The sequence below is a fragment of the Glycomyces sp. NPDC021274 genome, assembly GCF_040641195.1.
In the GTDB taxonomy this organism is placed as follows: domain Bacteria; phylum Actinomycetota; class Actinomycetes; order Mycobacteriales; family Micromonosporaceae; genus Glycomyces.
The window spans coordinates 31,848-46,921 of record NZ_JBFADC010000017.1; the positions used below are offsets into that span (position 1 = coordinate 31,848).

The 15,074-nt window shown below is 70.9% G+C and carries 17 protein-coding genes; 8 read left to right on the forward strand and 9 right to left on the reverse strand.

Features of this window, described 5'->3' with window-relative positions:
• Positions 1-12: 12 nt before the first annotated feature.
• From AB0I03_RS24715 to AB0I03_RS24735, 5 genes are all read right to left on the reverse strand, one after another.
• Entirely contained in the window at positions 13-1,392 is a 1,380-nt protein-coding gene (locus AB0I03_RS24715) for an ABC transporter ATP-binding protein (RefSeq protein ID WP_360416742.1), read from the reverse strand.
• Complete coding sequence (locus AB0I03_RS24720) at positions 1,389-2,207, reverse strand: ABC transporter permease (protein WP_360416744.1); 819 nt, start codon at positions 2,205-2,207, stop codon at positions 1,389-1,391. Before AB0I03_RS24720 ends, AB0I03_RS24715 begins: the two co-directional genes overlap by 4 nt.
• A complete protein-coding gene (modA, locus tag AB0I03_RS24725; protein ID WP_360416746.1) occupies positions 2,204-2,947 on the reverse strand; it encodes a molybdate ABC transporter substrate-binding protein in 744 nt (247 codons plus the stop codon). Before modA ends, AB0I03_RS24720 begins: the two co-directional genes overlap by 4 nt.
• Positions 2,948-2,967: 20 nt before the next feature.
• Positions 2,968-3,369, reverse strand: coding sequence for a helix-turn-helix domain-containing protein (locus tag AB0I03_RS24730; RefSeq protein WP_360416748.1), 402 nt, complete (start codon positions 3,367-3,369; stop codon positions 2,968-2,970).
• Positions 3,370-3,461: 92 nt separating this feature from the next.
• Positions 3,462-3,815, reverse strand: coding sequence for a metallopeptidase family protein (locus AB0I03_RS24735; RefSeq protein WP_360416750.1), 354 nt, complete (start codon positions 3,813-3,815; stop codon positions 3,462-3,464).
• Between the two features lie 53 nt (positions 3,816-3,868).
• Here AB0I03_RS24735 and serS point away from each other — a divergent pair, with 53 nt between their 5' ends.
• Entirely contained in the window at positions 3,869-5,125 is a 1,257-nt protein-coding gene (serS, locus tag AB0I03_RS24740; RefSeq protein ID WP_360416752.1) for a serine--tRNA ligase, read from the forward strand.
• 223 nt (positions 5,126-5,348) lie between these two features.
• Here the strand turns inward: serS and AB0I03_RS24745 are convergent, their stop codons facing one another.
• Entirely contained in the window at positions 5,349-5,720 is a 372-nt protein-coding gene (locus tag AB0I03_RS24745) for a DUF488 family protein (RefSeq protein ID WP_360416754.1), read from the reverse strand.
• Between the two features lie 130 nt (positions 5,721-5,850).
• On the opposite strand from AB0I03_RS24745, the gene AB0I03_RS24750 reads away from it, so the two are divergent.
• The 3 genes from AB0I03_RS24750 (at position 5,851) to AB0I03_RS24760 (ending at position 9,118) form a co-directional block, all read left to right on the forward strand.
• Positions 5,851-6,738 (forward strand): HAD family hydrolase, encoded by an 888-nt coding sequence (locus AB0I03_RS24750; RefSeq protein WP_360416756.1) that lies wholly within the window; start codon positions 5,851-5,853, stop codon positions 6,736-6,738.
• Between the two features lie 125 nt (positions 6,739-6,863).
• Positions 6,864-7,691, forward strand: coding sequence for an HAD family hydrolase (locus tag AB0I03_RS24755; RefSeq protein WP_360416758.1), 828 nt, complete (start codon positions 6,864-6,866; stop codon positions 7,689-7,691).
• A gap of 203 nt (positions 7,692-7,894) precedes the next feature.
• Positions 7,895-9,118, forward strand: a complete 1,224-nt coding sequence (locus AB0I03_RS24760) for a cytochrome P450 (protein ID WP_360416760.1) — start codon at positions 7,895-7,897, stop codon at positions 9,116-9,118.
• A gap of 121 nt (positions 9,119-9,239) precedes the next feature.
• Here AB0I03_RS24760 and AB0I03_RS24765 read toward each other — a convergent pair whose 3' ends face one another.
• Positions 9,240-10,889, reverse strand: a complete 1,650-nt coding sequence (locus tag AB0I03_RS24765) for an ATP-binding cassette domain-containing protein (RefSeq protein WP_360416762.1) — start codon at positions 10,887-10,889, stop codon at positions 9,240-9,242.
• Between the two features lie 85 nt (positions 10,890-10,974).
• On the opposite strand from AB0I03_RS24765, the gene AB0I03_RS24770 reads away from it, so the two are divergent.
• Positions 10,975-11,130, forward strand: coding sequence for a hypothetical protein (locus tag AB0I03_RS24770; protein ID WP_360416764.1), 156 nt, complete (start codon positions 10,975-10,977; stop codon positions 11,128-11,130).
• 12 nt (positions 11,131-11,142) lie between these two features.
• On the opposite strand, the gene AB0I03_RS24775 is transcribed toward AB0I03_RS24770, so the two are convergent.
• Entirely contained in the window at positions 11,143-12,018 is an 876-nt protein-coding gene (locus tag AB0I03_RS24775) for an AraC family transcriptional regulator (RefSeq protein ID WP_360416766.1), read from the reverse strand.
• A 117-nt stretch (positions 12,019-12,135) separates the two neighbouring features.
• On the opposite strand from AB0I03_RS24775, the gene AB0I03_RS24780 reads away from it, so the two are divergent.
• The 3 genes from AB0I03_RS24780 to AB0I03_RS24790 all read left to right on the forward strand — a co-directional run bounded on the left by AB0I03_RS24780 (position 12,136) and on the right by AB0I03_RS24790 (position 14,292).
• Positions 12,136-12,744, forward strand: a complete 609-nt coding sequence (locus AB0I03_RS24780) for an NAD(P)H oxidoreductase (protein ID WP_360416768.1) — start codon at positions 12,136-12,138, stop codon at positions 12,742-12,744.
• A gap of 90 nt (positions 12,745-12,834) precedes the next feature.
• Entirely contained in the window at positions 12,835-14,091 is a 1,257-nt protein-coding gene (locus tag AB0I03_RS24785) for a cytochrome P450 (RefSeq protein WP_360416770.1), read from the forward strand.
• A 9-nt stretch (positions 14,092-14,100) separates the two neighbouring features.
• A complete protein-coding gene (locus tag AB0I03_RS24790) occupies positions 14,101-14,292 on the forward strand; it encodes a ferredoxin (RefSeq protein WP_360416772.1) in 192 nt (63 codons plus the stop codon).
• Positions 14,293-14,339: 47 nt separating this feature from the next.
• Here AB0I03_RS24790 and AB0I03_RS24795 read toward each other — a convergent pair whose 3' ends face one another.
• Positions 14,340-14,987, reverse strand: coding sequence for an NAD(P)H-dependent oxidoreductase (locus AB0I03_RS24795; protein ID WP_360416774.1), 648 nt, complete (start codon positions 14,985-14,987; stop codon positions 14,340-14,342).
• Positions 14,988-15,074 lie beyond the last annotated feature (87 nt).

The window sequence follows — 15,074 nt, forward strand, 5'->3', positions numbered from 1 at the left end:
GAAGGGCCGGGTTCAGGCGGGGTAGGTGCGGATCTCGGAGGCCTTCACCGTCGCCCAGACGCGTCGGCCCGGCTCGAGGCGGAGTTGGGCCGCCGCTGCGGGCGTCACGTCTGCGGCGGCCTTGAGCGGGCCGTCGAGCTGGACGCGCAGGTTGTCGCCGTGGCGATGGACTCCCGAAACGGTCGCCCGCCAGGCGTTCCGCGGGCTGCCTTCGGGCCGTTCCGGATACAGCGCGACGGCACTCGGCGGGAACGCCGCGAACGCCGGTCCGCTGAGCGGATCGGCGGCGACGAGGACCATCGGGCCCTCGGACGGATCGGCCGCGGCAGGGCCCGAACCGATGCCGCCCGAGGAAGGGCCGGTCGCGGTGTCGACGGTCGAAGGCCCGGCCGGTGGGTCGTCGGTTGCAGTACCGCCACCGCTTCCCGAACGAGCACTGCTGGTGAGGACCACCTGGTGTCCTTCCGCCACGCCGCGATAGAGGTTCAGGCCGACGAGGCGCGCGATGTAGTCCGTGCGGGGGCGGGCGGTGACCGACTCGGCGTCGCCTTCCTGGACCGCGCGGCCGTCCTCGATCACGACGAGCCGGTCGGCGAGCATGAGCGCGTCTACCGGATCGTGCGTCACCACGATCGCCGGGCCCGTGTGGCCCGTCAGGTGCCGGTGAAGCTCCGCCCTGGTGTCGAGCCGGGTGCGGGCGTCCAAGGCCGCCAGCGGCTCGTCGAGGAGCAGCAGCGCCGGTTCGGTCGCCAGTGCCCGAGCCAGCGCGACACGCTGTGCCTGACCGCCCGAGAGCTGCTTCGGGCGGCGCTTCCCGAACTCCTGCAAGCCGACGCGTTCGAGCCATGCGGCCGCGATCGCACGGGACTCGGCCCGGCCGAGTCCGCGCCGGCGTGGTCCGAAAGCGACGTTGTCGATCGCGGTCAGATGCGGGAACAGCAGGTAGTCCTGGAAGACCACCCCGATCCGCCGCTCCTCCGGCGGCACCCAGCGGCTGCCGCTTCGGCGTTCGGCGAACGCTTCGACCTGCTGACGGGCTTGTTCGAAATCGCCCGCCCACGACTGTCGTACCCCTATGTCAGGGTTGTTGTCCGGGGGCCCATCGATCTGCGACCCGCTTCGCGCTGCCCGCATTCGGTCCGCCCGCGTTCCCGGCCGGTCCAGAATCTCACCGTTCAAGTTGATATGGCCGTCCGACAGCGACTCCAGCCCCGCGAGCGCGCGCAGGGCCGTGGTCTTGCCCGCACCATTGGGCCCCAACAGGGCCACAGTCTCGCCGGGGGCCACGTGCAGCCGCAGGTCGAGCCGGAACTCGCCGCGGTCCACGACCAGGTGCGCGTCAAGGCCCGCCGTCTCCGACCCGCCCGGTTCGGGGCGATCCGCGGCGCTCATGGGGCCGCCGTCCAGCGGTCGCGCAGGGACGCCAGCACGATGACCGACACGGCCAGCAGGATCAGGCTGAGCACGATCGCGGCCTCCAGATCCGTCTGCAGCGCAAGGTAGACCGCGAGCGGCATCGTCTGGGTGCGGCCCGGGAAGTTCCCGGCGAAGGTGATGGTCGCGCCGAACTCGCCGAGCGCTCGCGCCCAGCACAGGACCGCTCCGGCGAGCACGCCCGGCGCGACCATCGGCAGGGTCACGTGCGTGAACACGGTCCACCGGCCCGCGCCGAGGGTCGCGGCGGCCTCTTCGAAGCGGATGTCGGCCCCGCGCAGCGCGCCTTCGACCGAGACGATGAGGAACGGCATCGACACGAACGTCATGGCCAGCACGACCGCGGTGGTGGAGAACGGGATCGTCACGTCGAAGCGCTCGTAGAGCCAGGATCCGATGATGCCGTTCCGTCCGAACACGAGCAGCAGCGCCACGCCGCCGACCACCGGCGGGAGCACGAGCGGGACGGTCACCAGAGCGCGCAGGACGCTCCGGCCGGGGAACTCGCCGCGGGCGAGCAGCCACGCGATCGGGACGCCGAAACACAGGGAGAGCACGGTCGTCATGCTCGCGGTGAGCAGCGAGAGGCGCAGGGCCGCAAGCATCTCGGGTTCGGCGAGTCTGGCGGGCAGCTCGGTCCAGGGAGTGCGGGCGAGCAGGCCGAGGAGCGGGAGGACGAGGAACACCAGGCCGATCACGGCCGGGGCGAGCAGCGCGGCCGGGACCCGGCGTCGGCGGGCTCGCTTGGCGGGCATGGCGTTCCGGGTGTTCATGGTGCCTGGAACCCTGCGGCTCGCAGTATGGCCTGGGCGTCGTCGGCGAGGACGTACGCGGCGAACTCGGCGGCGAGGTCCGGGTTCGGGGCGTCTTCGAGTGCGGCGATCGGGTAGGCGTTCACCGTCGCGGCGGACTCGGGGAAGTCGACGGCGTCGACCTCGCCTTCGGCGGCGATCGCGTCGGTGCGGTAGACGAGCGCGGCGTCGACCTCGCCGAGGAGGAGCTTCTGGAGGGTGGACTTGACGTCGGCCTCGTAGGTGACCGGCGCGAGCCCGGCGTCCTGGAGCGCGGTCTGCGCGGCGGCACCGCAGGGCACTTCCTCGGCGCAGGCGGCGAAGTCGAGTCCGGCGAGGTCCGCGAGGCCGGTGACGCCTTCGGGGTTGCCTGCGGGGACGGCGATCACGAGCTGGTTGCGGGCGAACGTGTCCGGTGCGGCGGCGGCCCCGGCCGCGACCACTTTGTCCATGTTGGACTCATCGGCGGAGGCGAACACGTCCGCCGGCGCGCCCTCGGTGATCTGGGCGGCCAGATCGGAGGACGCGGCGAAGTTGAACTCCACGGTCACGCCCTCGTGCTCGGTCTCGAACTGCGAACCGATCTCGGTGAACGCCTCGGTGAGCGACGCGGCCGCCAACACGGTCACGGTGCCGTCCGATCCCGCCTCCGCCCCGCCGGTGCCGCACGCGGCGAGCGAGACGAACGCGGCGGCTGCGGCGAGGATGCCTTTGGCGCGCATGAAACTCCGATCGGGAAGGGTCAACGGTCCGCGCGTTCGACGACCACGTTCGTGGACTTGACGACGGCGGTCCCCAGCGAGCCGACTTCGAGCCCGAGCTCGTCAACGGCCTCGCGGCTCATCAGCGAGACCACCCGGAACGGCCCGACCTGCAGGTCGACCTGCGCCATCACCCGGTCCTTGGTGATCGCGGTGACGATGCCGCGCAGGCGGTTCCGGGCCGAGGACGACCCCGCCCCCGCGTCAGGGGCCATGGCCCGCTCGCGCGCGAACGCGGCGAGGTCCGCGCCCGAGATCGAGCGCTGCCCCTGGCCCTGCTCGTCGCGGGAGGCGGCGAGGCGCCCGGAGTCGATCCAGCGTCTGACCGTGTCGGCGGAGACCCCGAGCAGCTCGGCGGCCTCCCCGATGCGAAACGTCGTCACACGCTCAGCTTAACCTCGCGAATACGAGGAGCCACACCCTTCGGGGCTCGTATTTACCCGGCTGTTGCGAATGAAGCGGCGCAGATGCGGCCTCAGCCCCAGCCGAGCTGGTGGAGGCGGGCCTCCTCGATCCCGAAGTGGTGCGCGATCTCGTGCACCACCGTCACCGCGACCTCGTCGACCACTTCCTCCACCGTGGCGCACATCCGCAGCGTCGGCCCCCGGTAGATCGTGATCGTGTCGGGCAGGACCCCGCCGTACTCCCAGCCCCGGTCAGTCAGGGCCGTCCCCTGGTACAGCCCCAGCAGATCCTTCTCGGGCCCCTCGGGCTCCTCCTCGACCAGGATCACGACGTTGTCGAGCATCGCCATCAGCTCCTGCGGCACCGCGTCCAGCGCGTCGGACACCGCCGCCTCGAATTCCGCCTCGCCCATATCGACCGCCACACGCCCACAATATGCGCTCGGAGCCGGGGCGGCCCGGCCGGTAATCTGGACCGGTGATTGATCTGCGTGCACTGCGAGACAACCCGGACGCCTACCGCGACAGCCAGCGCAAGAGGGGTGCCTCCGTCGAGGCCGTCGACGCCCTCCTCTCCGCCGACGCCGACCACCGCAGTGCCCTCCAGTCCTTCGAGACGCTCCGCGCCGAGCAGAAGGGCCTGGGCAAGCGGATCGCCGGCGCCGACCCGGAGGAGCGGCAGGCGCTGCTCGACCGCACCAAGACCCTCTCGGAGGAGGTCAAGGCCGCCGAGCTCAAGGTGACCGCGACCGCCGCCGCGTTCGACGCGGCCGGGAAGGCCATCCCCAACCTGGTCGCCGAGGGCGCCCCCGCCGGCGGCGAGGACGACTACATCGTGCTGCGCGAGGTCGGCGAGAAGCCCGCCATCGAGGACCCGAAGGACCACCTCGAGATCGGCACGGCCCTCGGCCTGCTGGACACCGAGCGCGGCGCGAAGACCTCCGGCGCCCGCTTCTACTACCTCACCGGCGACGGCGCGCTGCTCCAGCTCGCCATGCTCAACCTCGCCATCCAGCAGGCGGTCGAGACCGGCTTCACGCCGATGATCCCGCCGGTGCTCGTGCGCCCGGAGGCCATGGAGGGCACGGGTTTCCTCGGCGAGCACGCCGACGAGATCTACTACCTCGAACGCGACGAGATGTACCTCGTGGGCACGTCAGAGGTGCCGCTCGCGGCCTACCACTCGGGCGAGAACCTGGGCGAGCTCACCGCGCCGCGCCGCTATGCGGGCTGGTCGTCGTGCTTCCGCCGGGAGGCCGGGTCGTACGGCAAGGACACCAAGGGCATCATCCGGGTGCACCAGTTCGACAAGGTCGAGATGTTCTCGTTCTGCAAGCCCGAGGACGCCGAGGCCGAGCACGAGAAGCTCCTGTCCTATGAGGAGCAGATGCTGCAGAAGATGGAGCTGCCCTACCGGGTCATCGACGTCGCCGCCGGCGACCTGGGCACTTCGGCTTCGCGCAAGTTCGACTGCGAGGCGTGGGTGCCCACGCAGGGCCGGTACCGGGAGCTGACCTCGACCTCGAACTGCACCACGTTCCAGGCGCGGCGCCTCAATGTGAAGTACCGCGACGAGCAGGGCCGGAACGCGGTGGCGGCGACCCTGAACGGGACGCTGGCGACCACGCGCTGGCTCGTGGCGATCCTCGAGAACCACCAGCGGCCGGACGGTTCGGTGGCGGTGCCGAAGGCACTGCAGCCGTTCCTCGGCAAGGACGTGCTCGAGCCGAAGTAGCACTCGAAACGTGAGCGGCCCACAGGTCTGGTGACCTGCGGGCCGTGCGTTTTCGGGCGTTTCCGGTTCTTTTGGCGACCCGACCAACCTCTGGGCCCCCGGTTCAATAACCGTGACACGGGGGTCCGACAGTCTCGGCGTGTCGACTTTTGCCGTGAGCCCCTACGAACTTGCGGGCCCCCGGTTCAACAAACCTGACAGGGGGGTCCGACGGGATCGAAGGCTATTCGGGTTCGGCCAGTTGCTCTTCGAGCCACGCCTTGAGGACCAGTGCGTGGTTCACTTCCGGGTCCTTGGCGGCGTAGAGGAGGGTCACCGGGCCCGATCTCGCCGCTTCCAGGAGCGGGTCGGCGCGCTCGGGGTGGCCGTCGAGCTCGCTGCGGTAGCGGCCGGTGAACTCCTCGAAGCGGTCGGCCATGTGGCCGAACCAGATCCGCAGGTTCGGCGACGGCGCGGCGTCCTGCGCCCAGGTGACCCCATCGAGGTCCTCTTTGCTGACGCCGCGCGGCCACAGCCGGTCGACCAGGAAGACCGCCCCGGCCCGCTGCGGGTCCTCGCGGTAGTCGTAGACGCGTTCGATCATGATCTCGCCCATAGACGAACCGTATGCCGCAAGCCGCCCCGGTGGGTGGGTTTGGTGTGATTGCAGCTTGTCATGAGGGCGGCGGCGTGAGTTCAAACGCTCGGTACCCTTCCGTTCACTCAAGCGGGGCTACGGTTGAGACGTGCCAGACACCGCCCTGACCCCCGCCCCGGCCGAGCCCCGCCAGACGCCCCCCGAGCTCGTGGCCGTCGACCTCGACGGCACGGTCGTGGACTACCACGAGACGAAGCCGTCCAAGCCCGGCGGCGGCCCGCCGTCGACCAGGCCCAGCCGAGCGGTGATCGACGCCCTCCAGGCCGTGCGCGACGCCGGCGTGCCCGTCGCCGTGGTCACCGGCCGCGCCATCTGGGGCGCCGTGCGCACCGCCGACGACCTGGGGCTCGACGAGGGCTTCGCCTCCGCTTCGCACGGCGCCGGCGAATACGACCTCGGCGCCCGCGCGATCTCGCACCAGGCCACCGTCGACGCCGCCATCGCGGTCGAGTCGCTCATCGGCTCCAACCCGTCCGTCGAGTTCGCGGTCGAATGGGACCTCGACGGCTGGTGGCACACCAAGGGCTTCCGCCGCGACTTCCCCGCCCGCTGGGCCGGGGAGATCACCATCGAGGAGCTCGTCTCGCGCCCGGCCCCGCGCCTGGTCGCCCGCGTCGAATCCACCAACGCCTACGGCGGGCCCGTGCGCTGCCCGCAGGCGATGCGCCTCGCCGCCGGCGCGGCCCTGGACGCCGCCGACTACCACGTCGAGGTCGGCTACAACGGCTGGGTCGACATCGGACCGCCCGGAATCAGCAAGGCCACCGGCATCGCCCGAATCGCGGCCCACTACGGCGTATCATCGTCCGACACCGTCGTCTTCGGCGACGCCCACAACGACCTCACCATGTTCGCGTGGGCGGGCTGGTCCGTGGCGATGGGCCAGGCGGCCCCTGACGTGCGGGCCGCAGCCGACGAGGTCGCCCCCTCGGTGTGGGAGGACGGGGTGGCGAAGGTGCTGTCGCGGTGGTTCTGAGGGCCGCCGCGCCGCGCGGGCCCGGGCGGGCCGCAGACGCCGCATCGACCGATGCGGCAGCGTCACCCCCGCAGGCGACGCCGATCGGCACGGCGGAACGCAGCGAGACGACCAATGGAGGACACATGATCCAGCTGGACCGGGCACCCCGGCTCGTGGCGACGGACCTCGACGGCACCGTCGTCCGCTCCGACGAGACCGTCTCCCCGCGCACCATGGCCGCGCTCAAGCGCCTCGCCGCCGCGGGCGTCATCCTCGTGGGCGCGACCGGCCGCGGACCGCGGCTGCTCGAGCTCTGCCGCAACGACATCCCCTCCGCCGACTTCCTCGTGCTCGGCCAGGGCGCGTTCGTCTACGAATGCCGGTACGACGACACCGTCGTCGAGCTCGCCGACCGCTCCGTCGAAGGCTCGGTCCTCCTCGAGGCGCTGCGCCTGATCGAGGCCGAGGTCGGCCCCGTGCGCGCCCTCGCCGAGCCCGCCGACCCCGCGAAGCACATCACCGGCGACCCCATGCCCGACTGGCCGTGGACGGCCGTCACCCTCGAGACCGCGCCGCGCGAGATCGCGTTCACCGGACCGATGGTCAAGGGCTACTTCGTGTCCGACGAGTACACCGGGCCCGAGCTGCTGGTCGCCGCGAAAGACGTCATCGACCCCTCGCTCGTCACCGTCACCGAGTCCGGCGTCGGCATGCTCGAGGTCTGCCCGGTCGGCGTCACCAAGGCCGCCGGCATCCAGGTCGTGCTCGACAAGTTCGGCATCGACTGGGCGGACGTGCTCGTCTTCGGCGACGCCACCAACGACCTGAGCATGATGGAGGCCGCCGGCCACTCCGTCGCGATGCCCAACGGCCACCCGTGGGTCCAGGCCGCCGCCTCCGAGATCGCCCCGGCGGGCAACAACGACGACGGCGTCGCCCAGTACATCGAGGCACTCCTCGAACTCCCGTAGGCCGCAGGCACACGCGTGCGCACGATCCGTGTCGGGTTACTGACAGGAACGCCCGGAGGCGTTGCGCGCCGGCGCCTCCGGCCCTAAGCTCCGATGTGGTGGGGACCACGAAGCCTTGATCGACCACGGCTTGCACGGAACGTGCTGCGCCGCAACCGGTTCGGGCTTCGGCGACCGTGCTGCCGCACTCCCGGGAGTTCCCCATGCCAGTGCAAGACCCGGCCGATGCCGACCTCCAAGACGTGCCCTACGGCATGCCGTACCGGCGTGAGACCCGCTACGACCCGCCCACCGGGCTCATGGCGATGCAGGCCGAGCCCCTGCGCCCCATGAAGTACTACCCCGACGGCGTCGAAGGCTGGCTCGTCACCGGGCACGCCGAGGCCCGCAAGGTCCTCGCCGACCCCCGCTTCGCCACCGGTGAGCGGTTCACCCGTTCCCCCACCGAGCTCCCGCACGTGTTCGTCTCGATCTCCGAGCAGGTCCCGCCCGGGTTCTTCCTCTTCTTCGACCCGCCCGAGCACACCCGCCTGCGCCGCAAGGTCACCGGGGTCTTCACCGTCAAGCGCATGAAGGACCTCGAGCCGCGCATCGCCGACATCGTCGATGCACGCATCGCCGCCCTGCGCGCGGCCGGACCCGGCGCCGACCTGGTACGCGAGTTCGCACTCCCCGTGCCCTCGCTCGTCATCTGCGAGATGCTCGGCGTCCCGTACGCCGACCGCGAAGCGTTCCAACGGAACTCGGCAGACATGCTCGACCTCTCCCGCTCGGTCGAGGAGCGCAACAAGTCGATGGCCGAGCTGTTCGGGTACCTCACGGCGCTCGTCCCGGCCAAGCGCGCCGAACCCGGCGACGACATGCTCAGCGCCCTGGCCGCCGACGCCGACATCCACGAGGTCGAGGCCGCCGGCATCGCCCTGATCCTGCTGGTCGCCGGGCACGAGACCACCGCGAACATGCTCGCCCTGGGCACGTTCGCGCTGCTCGAGCACCCGGCCCAGCTCGCCCGGCTGCGCGTCGACCCCGGACTCGTGCCCGGTGCGGTCGAGGAGCTGCTGCGGTACCTCACGGTGGCGCACAACGGGGTCATGCGCATCGCGAAAGAGGACGCGGAGATCGACGGCCGGCGCATCCGCGCGGGCCAGCACGTCACGGTGGTGCTCCAGACCGCCAACCGCGACCCGCGCCGGTACGAGGAGCCCGGCGTCCTCGATGTCGGCCGTGACGCCCAGGGGCACATGGCCTTCGGGCACGGCGTCCACCAGTGCGTGGGCCAGCAGCTCGCGCGCGTGGAGATGCGGATCGGCTTCGCGAAGCTCATCGAGGCCTTTCCCGAGCTGCGGCTGGCCGTGCCGTCCGAGGAGATCCCGATGCGCAGCGACATGGCCGTGTACGGGGTCCACACGCTGCCCGTCAACTGGTGAATCGCATCATTCGCGGGCACCCGTTGCGGCGCAATGACCTGCATCGCCCGAAGTCCCTTTAGGGGGCACTAGACGCGCGGCCGGGTCGCCGTTCCACCAGCGGCGTCCCGGTCGCGCTTTGCTACCGCACGTCCCAGACCGGCTCGTCCGACTCGATCACTTCACCGTCGCGCCGGAAGACCACGAAGCGGTCGAAGCCGCGCGTGAACCAGCGGTCGTGGGTGACGGCGAGGACGGTCCCGTCGAAGGCCTTCAGGCCCTGCTCGAGCGCTTCGGCCGACGCGAGGTCGAGGTTGTCCGTGGGTTCGTCCAGGAGCAGGCAGGTCGCGCCCGAGAGCTCCAGCATGAGCACCATGAACCGCGCCTGCTGGCCGCCCGACAGGGTCTTGAAGTCCTGTTCGGACTGTGCAGTGAGCTCGTAGCGGTTGAGGGCGCTCATGGCCTTCGACCGGTCGAGCGAGGGCCGGTCCTCATCGCCCTCCCACAGGATCTCGCGCAGCGTGCGGCCGTCGAACTCCGGATGCTCGTGCGTCTGCGAGAAGTGACCAGGGTAGACGCGCGCGCCGAGGCGCGCGACGCCGTTGTGCCGCACGGGGTCCAGGCTGCGCTTCGCGTTGAGCCCGGCCTCGGGGTCGGAGCCGCCCTGCGCGAGCAGCCGCAGGAAGTGGCTCTTCCCGGTTCCGTTGGCGCCCAGTACCGCGACGCGGTCGCCGTACCAGACCTCGAGGTCGAACGGGAACGTCAGGTCCTCCAGCTCGAGCTGCTCGCAGATGACGGCGCGCTTGCCGGTCCTCCCGCCCTCGAGCTTCACGCGGATGTCCTGCTCCCGCGGGGGCGACGGCGGCGGCCCGGCCTGCTCGAACTTCTGGAGGCGCGTCTGCGCGGCCCGGTACCGGGAGGCCATGTCGGAGTTGTACGCGGCCTTGTTCTTGTACATGAGCATGAGCTCGCGCAGCTTCTTGTGCTCCTCGTCCCAGCGGCGCCGCAGCTCCTCGAACCGCTCGTGGCGCGACGCGCGGGCCTCGTGCCAGGTCGCGAACCCGCCGCCGTGCGTCCAGGTCGTGCCGGCCTCGAGCGTCACGATCGAACTCGCGGCGTTCGCGAGCACCTCGCGGTCGTGCGAGACGAACAGGATCGACTTGTCCGAGTCGCGGATCGCCTGCTCCAGTTCGCGTTTCGCGGGCACGTCGAGGAAGTTGTCCGGCTCGTCGAGCACCAGCACCTCGTCGCGGCCCTGCAGGAGCAGCTGGAGCGCGAACCGCTTCTGCTCCCCGCCCGAGAGCGTCCTGAGGGGACGATCCTTGACCGCTTCCCAGGACTGGCCGAGGATCGCGACCGCGACCGTGTCGCACAGCACGTCGAACTCGTAGCCTCCTGCCTCGCCCCAGTCGGCGAGGGCCTGCGCGTACGCGAGCTGGTCCTTCTCCGTCCCGTACGAGGCGGCCATGCGGGCCTCGGCCTTCGCCAGCCGCGCGGCGACCGCCCGCACCGGCGGCGGGGCCAGGTCCACCGCGAGGTGCCGCAGGGGCCGCTCGCCTTCGCGCATGCCCACGAGCTGGCGCATGACGCCCAGCCCGCCCGCGTGCGCGACCGTGCCCGCCTGCGGCGCGAGCAGTCCGGTGACGATGTTCAGCAGGGTGGTCTTGCCCGCTCCGTTCGCGCCGATGAGCGCGACTTTCGCGCCTTCGCCGACACGGAACGACACCTCGTCGAACAATGTGGTGCCGTCGCTGAGGCCGAACCGCACGCCCGAGAGGTCTACGAATCCCATGGGTCGATTCTGTGCGGTTAACGGCACTGCGTCAAAGTCATTTGCGGTGTTGGATTCGGTGGGGTCCACTGCCTACCCTGGACGCATGAACGACACCCCTGACCGGAACGAACCCGGGCGGCAGCGCAGGCGCTTCTGGCGTCCGAGCTCGGCGAGCGAATGGGTCGAGCTGGCGATCTACGTCTTCTTCGCCCTCATCGCCCTGCTCGCCGGCATCGGCTGGCTCGTGGCACGGCTGTGACCGGCTTCGATGTCATCGCATCCGCTGTGAGCGGTAATCGCGGGGGCTCAGGCCCCGGTGGCGCTTGAACGCGGTGGAGAACGCGAACGGATCGCGGTAGCCGACCGCGGCGGCGGCCGCGGCCACCGGGACCCCCGGATCGGCGAGCAGGTCGGCGGCGAGCTCCATGCGGCGCTCGGCGACGTACCGCAGCGGCGGCTGCGCCATGACCTCGGTGAAGCGCTTGGCGAAGTGCGCGCGCGAGACGTTCGCGCGGGCGGCCAGCGACGCCACGGTCCAGGCCCGGTCGGGGTGGCGGTGGATCGCCTCGAGCGCGGGGCCGGTGACGGGGTCGAGCGCGCCCAGGTACCAGCCGGGGGCGGCCGCCTCCTGGCGCTCGAACCAGCAGCCGAGGGTGCACACGAGCCCCCAGTCGAGGATGCGGTCGAGCATGGCCTGCCCGCCGGGCGCCTTCGCCCGGGTGAGGGCGTCGCGCATGGAGTGGAGCCAGAGCACGTCCTCGACCTCCTCGTCCAAGACGAGCGCCGCGGGCAGTGCACGGAGGAGCCGCTGGTGCCGGGCGCTCGCGGGACGGTAGGCCCCGGCGATGAGCACGTCCCGTTCTCCTTGTGATGCTGCGCCTATGGACACGGCCGGAATCGGTCGGTCCAGTGTGGACAGAGCATCGACGAGGTCGAAGGGCTCGCGGACGATCGCGGTGGATCCCGTGGTGAGCGGGCGGGTCGTGCCGTCGCGCAGGACGAGCGCGGCGCTGCCGGCGACGAGGGTGACCATCGTCAGCGGCGCCTCCCCGTCGCCGTGCAGTCGCCAGGGCGGGTCGAGCGCGGCCTGGTGCACCGCGGCGCCCTCGGCGCGGATGTCGGCGAGCATGTCGCTGAGCGGATCCATGCCGCAACGGTAGACGATCGCGAAGGTTTCGCCATCTCTCGACCATGGTTCGTCCACGGCGTTCGGGTTGTACTGAAGGGGCGCCGCCGCAGTGGCGGCACCCGGAAGGAGACCCGCATGGACAAGCCCACGGCCCTCGTCGTTTTCGCCCACCACCGCGCCGATTCGCTCACCGCGGTCCTCGCGCGCCGCACGGCGGACCGCCTCGAGGCCGCCGGGTACCGCGTCGACCTGCTCGACCTGCACGCCGAGGGCTTCGACCCGCGCAACCGGGTCGAGGACGAGCCGGACTACGGCGACCGCGACAAGCGGTACTCGCCGGAGGTGCACGCCCACGCCGAGCGGCTCCTGGCCGCCGACCTCGTCGCCGCCGTGTTCCCGGTGTGGTGGTTCGGTCTGCCCGCCTTGCTGAAAGGCTGGATCGACCGGGTCTGGAACTACGGGTTGACCTACGGGCGGCGCGAGAAGCCCATGGCGGGCAAGCGGATGCTGTGGCTCGGGCTCGCCGGCCTCACCGAAGACGACCCGAATTCGGACCTCACCCGCGCGCTGCTCGACGGGGCGCTGCGGCGCGGGACCAGCGAGTTCTGCGACGTCACGGACGTGCACACCCGAGCCCTGTTCGACAGCGAGGCGAAGGGCCTCCACGGCGCGGAGCGCGAGCGCCACTACGCGGCCCTGCTCGCCCAGGCGGACGAGGCGGTCGACAAACTGCTCGCGGGGTGAGGGGCGGCTTGCACGATCCACGCATATACGTATAGCCTATATATACGTAGATCGTGCAAGCCGCGATCGCACACCACCGAGGAGGCAGCCATGTCAGCACCCGACAGCACGCCTGAAACCAGCGCCCCCGACACCGCAGAGGCAGTGCCCTACGGCATCCCGCTCGAACGCGACCACCCGTTCGACCCGCCCGCCGCCGTCATGGCCCTGCACCGCGGGTCCGAGATGCGGCGGATGCGCTACTACCCCGAAGGCCGCCTCGGCTGGCTCGTCACCAGCCACCGCCTCGCCCGCAAGGTCCTGGCCGACACCCGGTTCAGCTCCACGCTCGGCAGCCCGGCCCAGGTGCCCATCCCGATGCCCGGCCTCGAGGGCTACCTCGACTTCGAGGGCGACTTCCCGCTCACCCCCGGCATGTTCATCGAGATGGACCCGCCCGACCACACCCGACTGCGCCGCAAGCTCACCGGCGTGTTCACCGTCAAGCGCATGAAGCAGCTCGAACCGCGCATCGCCGCGCATGTGCAGGACCGCCTCGACGCCCTCGCGGCCGGGCCGAGACCCGCCGACCTCGTCGCCGACTTCGCGGTCCCCGTGCCCGCCATGATGATCTGCGAACTGCTCGGCGTCCCCTACGACCAGCGCGAGCGCTTCGAGGCGGACAGCCGGGCGATCTTCACCAACGACGAGACCGGCGGGGGCAAAGAGGCCGCCATCCTGAACCTGTTCGCATTTCTCGGCGAACTGATCGCGGCCAAGCGGGCCGAGCCCACCGACGACGTGCTCTCCGACCTCGCCGCCGACCCGGAGCTCGACGACAATGAGGTCGCGGGCATGGCGATCCTGCTGCTCGTCGCGGGGCACGAGACGACCGCGAAGATGCTGGCCCTGGGCACCATGGCGCTCTTGGAGAACCGCGACCAGTGGGAGCTGCTGCGGGCGCGGCCCGAGCTGATGGCCGGCGGGGTCGAGGAGCTGCTGCGGTACCTCACGATCATCCACACCGGACTCATCCGGCAGGTGAAGGAGGACATGGAGTTCGAAGGGCACCAGATCAAGGCGCGCGAGTACGTCACGGTCTCGGTGCAGACCGCGAACCGCGACGAGGCGCACTTCATCGAGCCCGACAAGCTGGACGTGACCGGTGACGCCAAGGGACACTTGACGTTCGGGCACGGCGTGCACCAGTGCCTGGGGCAGCAGCTGGCGCGCATGGAGATGCGCATCGCGTTCGCCGGGCTCATCGAGCGGTTCCCGGGCCTGCGGCTCGCCGTCCCGGCCGCGGAGGTGCCGCTGGTGACCGGGCAGAGCTTCTATGGTGTCGCCGAACTGCCGGTGACCTGGTAGGGAGGGGCCATGGTGAGGATCATCGCCGACACGGAGGCGTGCGCGAGTTCGGGGATGTGCGCGCTGACTGCGCCCGAGTACTTCGACCAGGACGACGAGGACGGCCGGGTCGTGCTCCTGGCCGATGAGGCCGAAGACCGCGACGACGAGGTGGCCGACGCGGTGCGCCTGTGCCCCGCGGGGGCGCTGCGACTGGCGTGAATGCGGCCCGGTACCCGTTGCAGCGCAAGGGGTACCGGGCGCTCCTGCTATCCCAGGAACTTCTCGACGCGTTCGACGGCCCGCCGTTCGAGTGCCTCGTAGTGGGCGGTGCGCTGCTCGCCCGTGAGGGCCTCGCCCTTGGTGAAGTTGCCGGCGGCGTCCACGATCTGCGGCTCGCCTTCGGCGTCGGGCAGGATCTCGACGGCGGCCTCGGTGATCCCGTTGTAGTACGAGACGCCGTCGCGCAGGGTGAGGTCGAGGATGTTCTGGAGCGAGGCCCAGTAGTCGTCGCCCTCGGCGGCGCCGGCGGTGCCGATCCACAGCATCTGCTTCCCGGCGAGGCGGGGCTTGCTGCGGCCGTACGAGAAGCCGTAGTTCCAGACCCGGTCGATCCATCCCTTGAGGAGGGCGGGCGGGGCGTTCCAGTAGACCGGGAACACCGGGACGATCAGGTCGGCGGCGAGGATGCGCTCCATATGGGACTGCGCCTCGGGGGAGTAGGCCTTGTCGCGGTCGTCCCAGTCGGGCTGGTCCGCGACGGTCATGCGGGGGTCGAAGCCCTCGGCCTGCAGGTTGAGCAGGTCGATCGCGTATCCGGCCTCTTTGAGGCGGGCGGCGGCGACGTCGCCGATGCGGACGGTCAGGGAGTCGGCGCGGTGGTGTGCGACGACGACGAGTGCGGTTTTCGCGGTCATGGTGTGCTCCAGGTGGTTGCGGTGCCTGGTATCCAGTACAGCCTCGATCGCTTAGACGCGCGATGGCCGTGACGCTCCGATCCATGC

Excerpts from the sequence above, each read along its gene's own strand:
- AB0I03_RS24760 (WP_360416760.1), top strand. The coding sequence starts at position 7,895 with ATGCCAGTGCAAGACCCGGCCGATGCCGACCTCCAAGACGTGCCCTAC.
- AB0I03_RS24795 (WP_360416774.1), bottom strand. The coding sequence starts at position 14,987 with ATGACCGCGAAAACCGCACTCGTCGTCGTCGCACACCACCGCGCCGAC.
- AB0I03_RS24785 (WP_360416770.1), top strand. The coding sequence starts at position 12,835 with ATGTCAGCACCCGACAGCACGCCTGAAACCAGCGCCCCCGACACCGCA.
- AB0I03_RS24745 (WP_360416754.1), bottom strand. The coding sequence starts at position 5,720 with ATGGGCGAGATCATGATCGAACGCGTCTACGACTACCGCGAGGACCCG.
- AB0I03_RS24720 (WP_360416744.1), bottom strand. The coding sequence starts at position 2,207 with ATGAACACCCGGAACGCCATGCCCGCCAAGCGAGCCCGCCGACGCCGG.
- AB0I03_RS24770 (WP_360416764.1), top strand. The coding sequence starts at position 10,975 with ATGAACGACACCCCTGACCGGAACGAACCCGGGCGGCAGCGCAGGCGC.
- modA (WP_360416746.1), bottom strand. The coding sequence starts at position 2,947 with ATGCGCGCCAAAGGCATCCTCGCCGCAGCCGCCGCGTTCGTCTCGCTC.
- AB0I03_RS24790 (WP_360416772.1), top strand. The coding sequence starts at position 14,101 with ATGGTGAGGATCATCGCCGACACGGAGGCGTGCGCGAGTTCGGGGATG.
- AB0I03_RS24780 (WP_360416768.1), top strand. The coding sequence starts at position 12,136 with ATGGACAAGCCCACGGCCCTCGTCGTTTTCGCCCACCACCGCGCCGAT.
- AB0I03_RS24755 (WP_360416758.1), top strand. The coding sequence starts at position 6,864 with ATGATCCAGCTGGACCGGGCACCCCGGCTCGTGGCGACGGACCTCGAC.
- AB0I03_RS24765 (WP_360416762.1), bottom strand. The coding sequence starts at position 10,889 with ATGGGATTCGTAGACCTCTCGGGCGTGCGGTTCGGCCTCAGCGACGGC.
- AB0I03_RS24715 (WP_360416742.1), bottom strand. The coding sequence starts at position 1,392 with ATGAGCGCCGCGGATCGCCCCGAACCGGGCGGGTCGGAGACGGCGGGC.
- AB0I03_RS24775 (WP_360416766.1), bottom strand. The coding sequence starts at position 12,018 with ATGGATCCGCTCAGCGACATGCTCGCCGACATCCGCGCCGAGGGCGCC.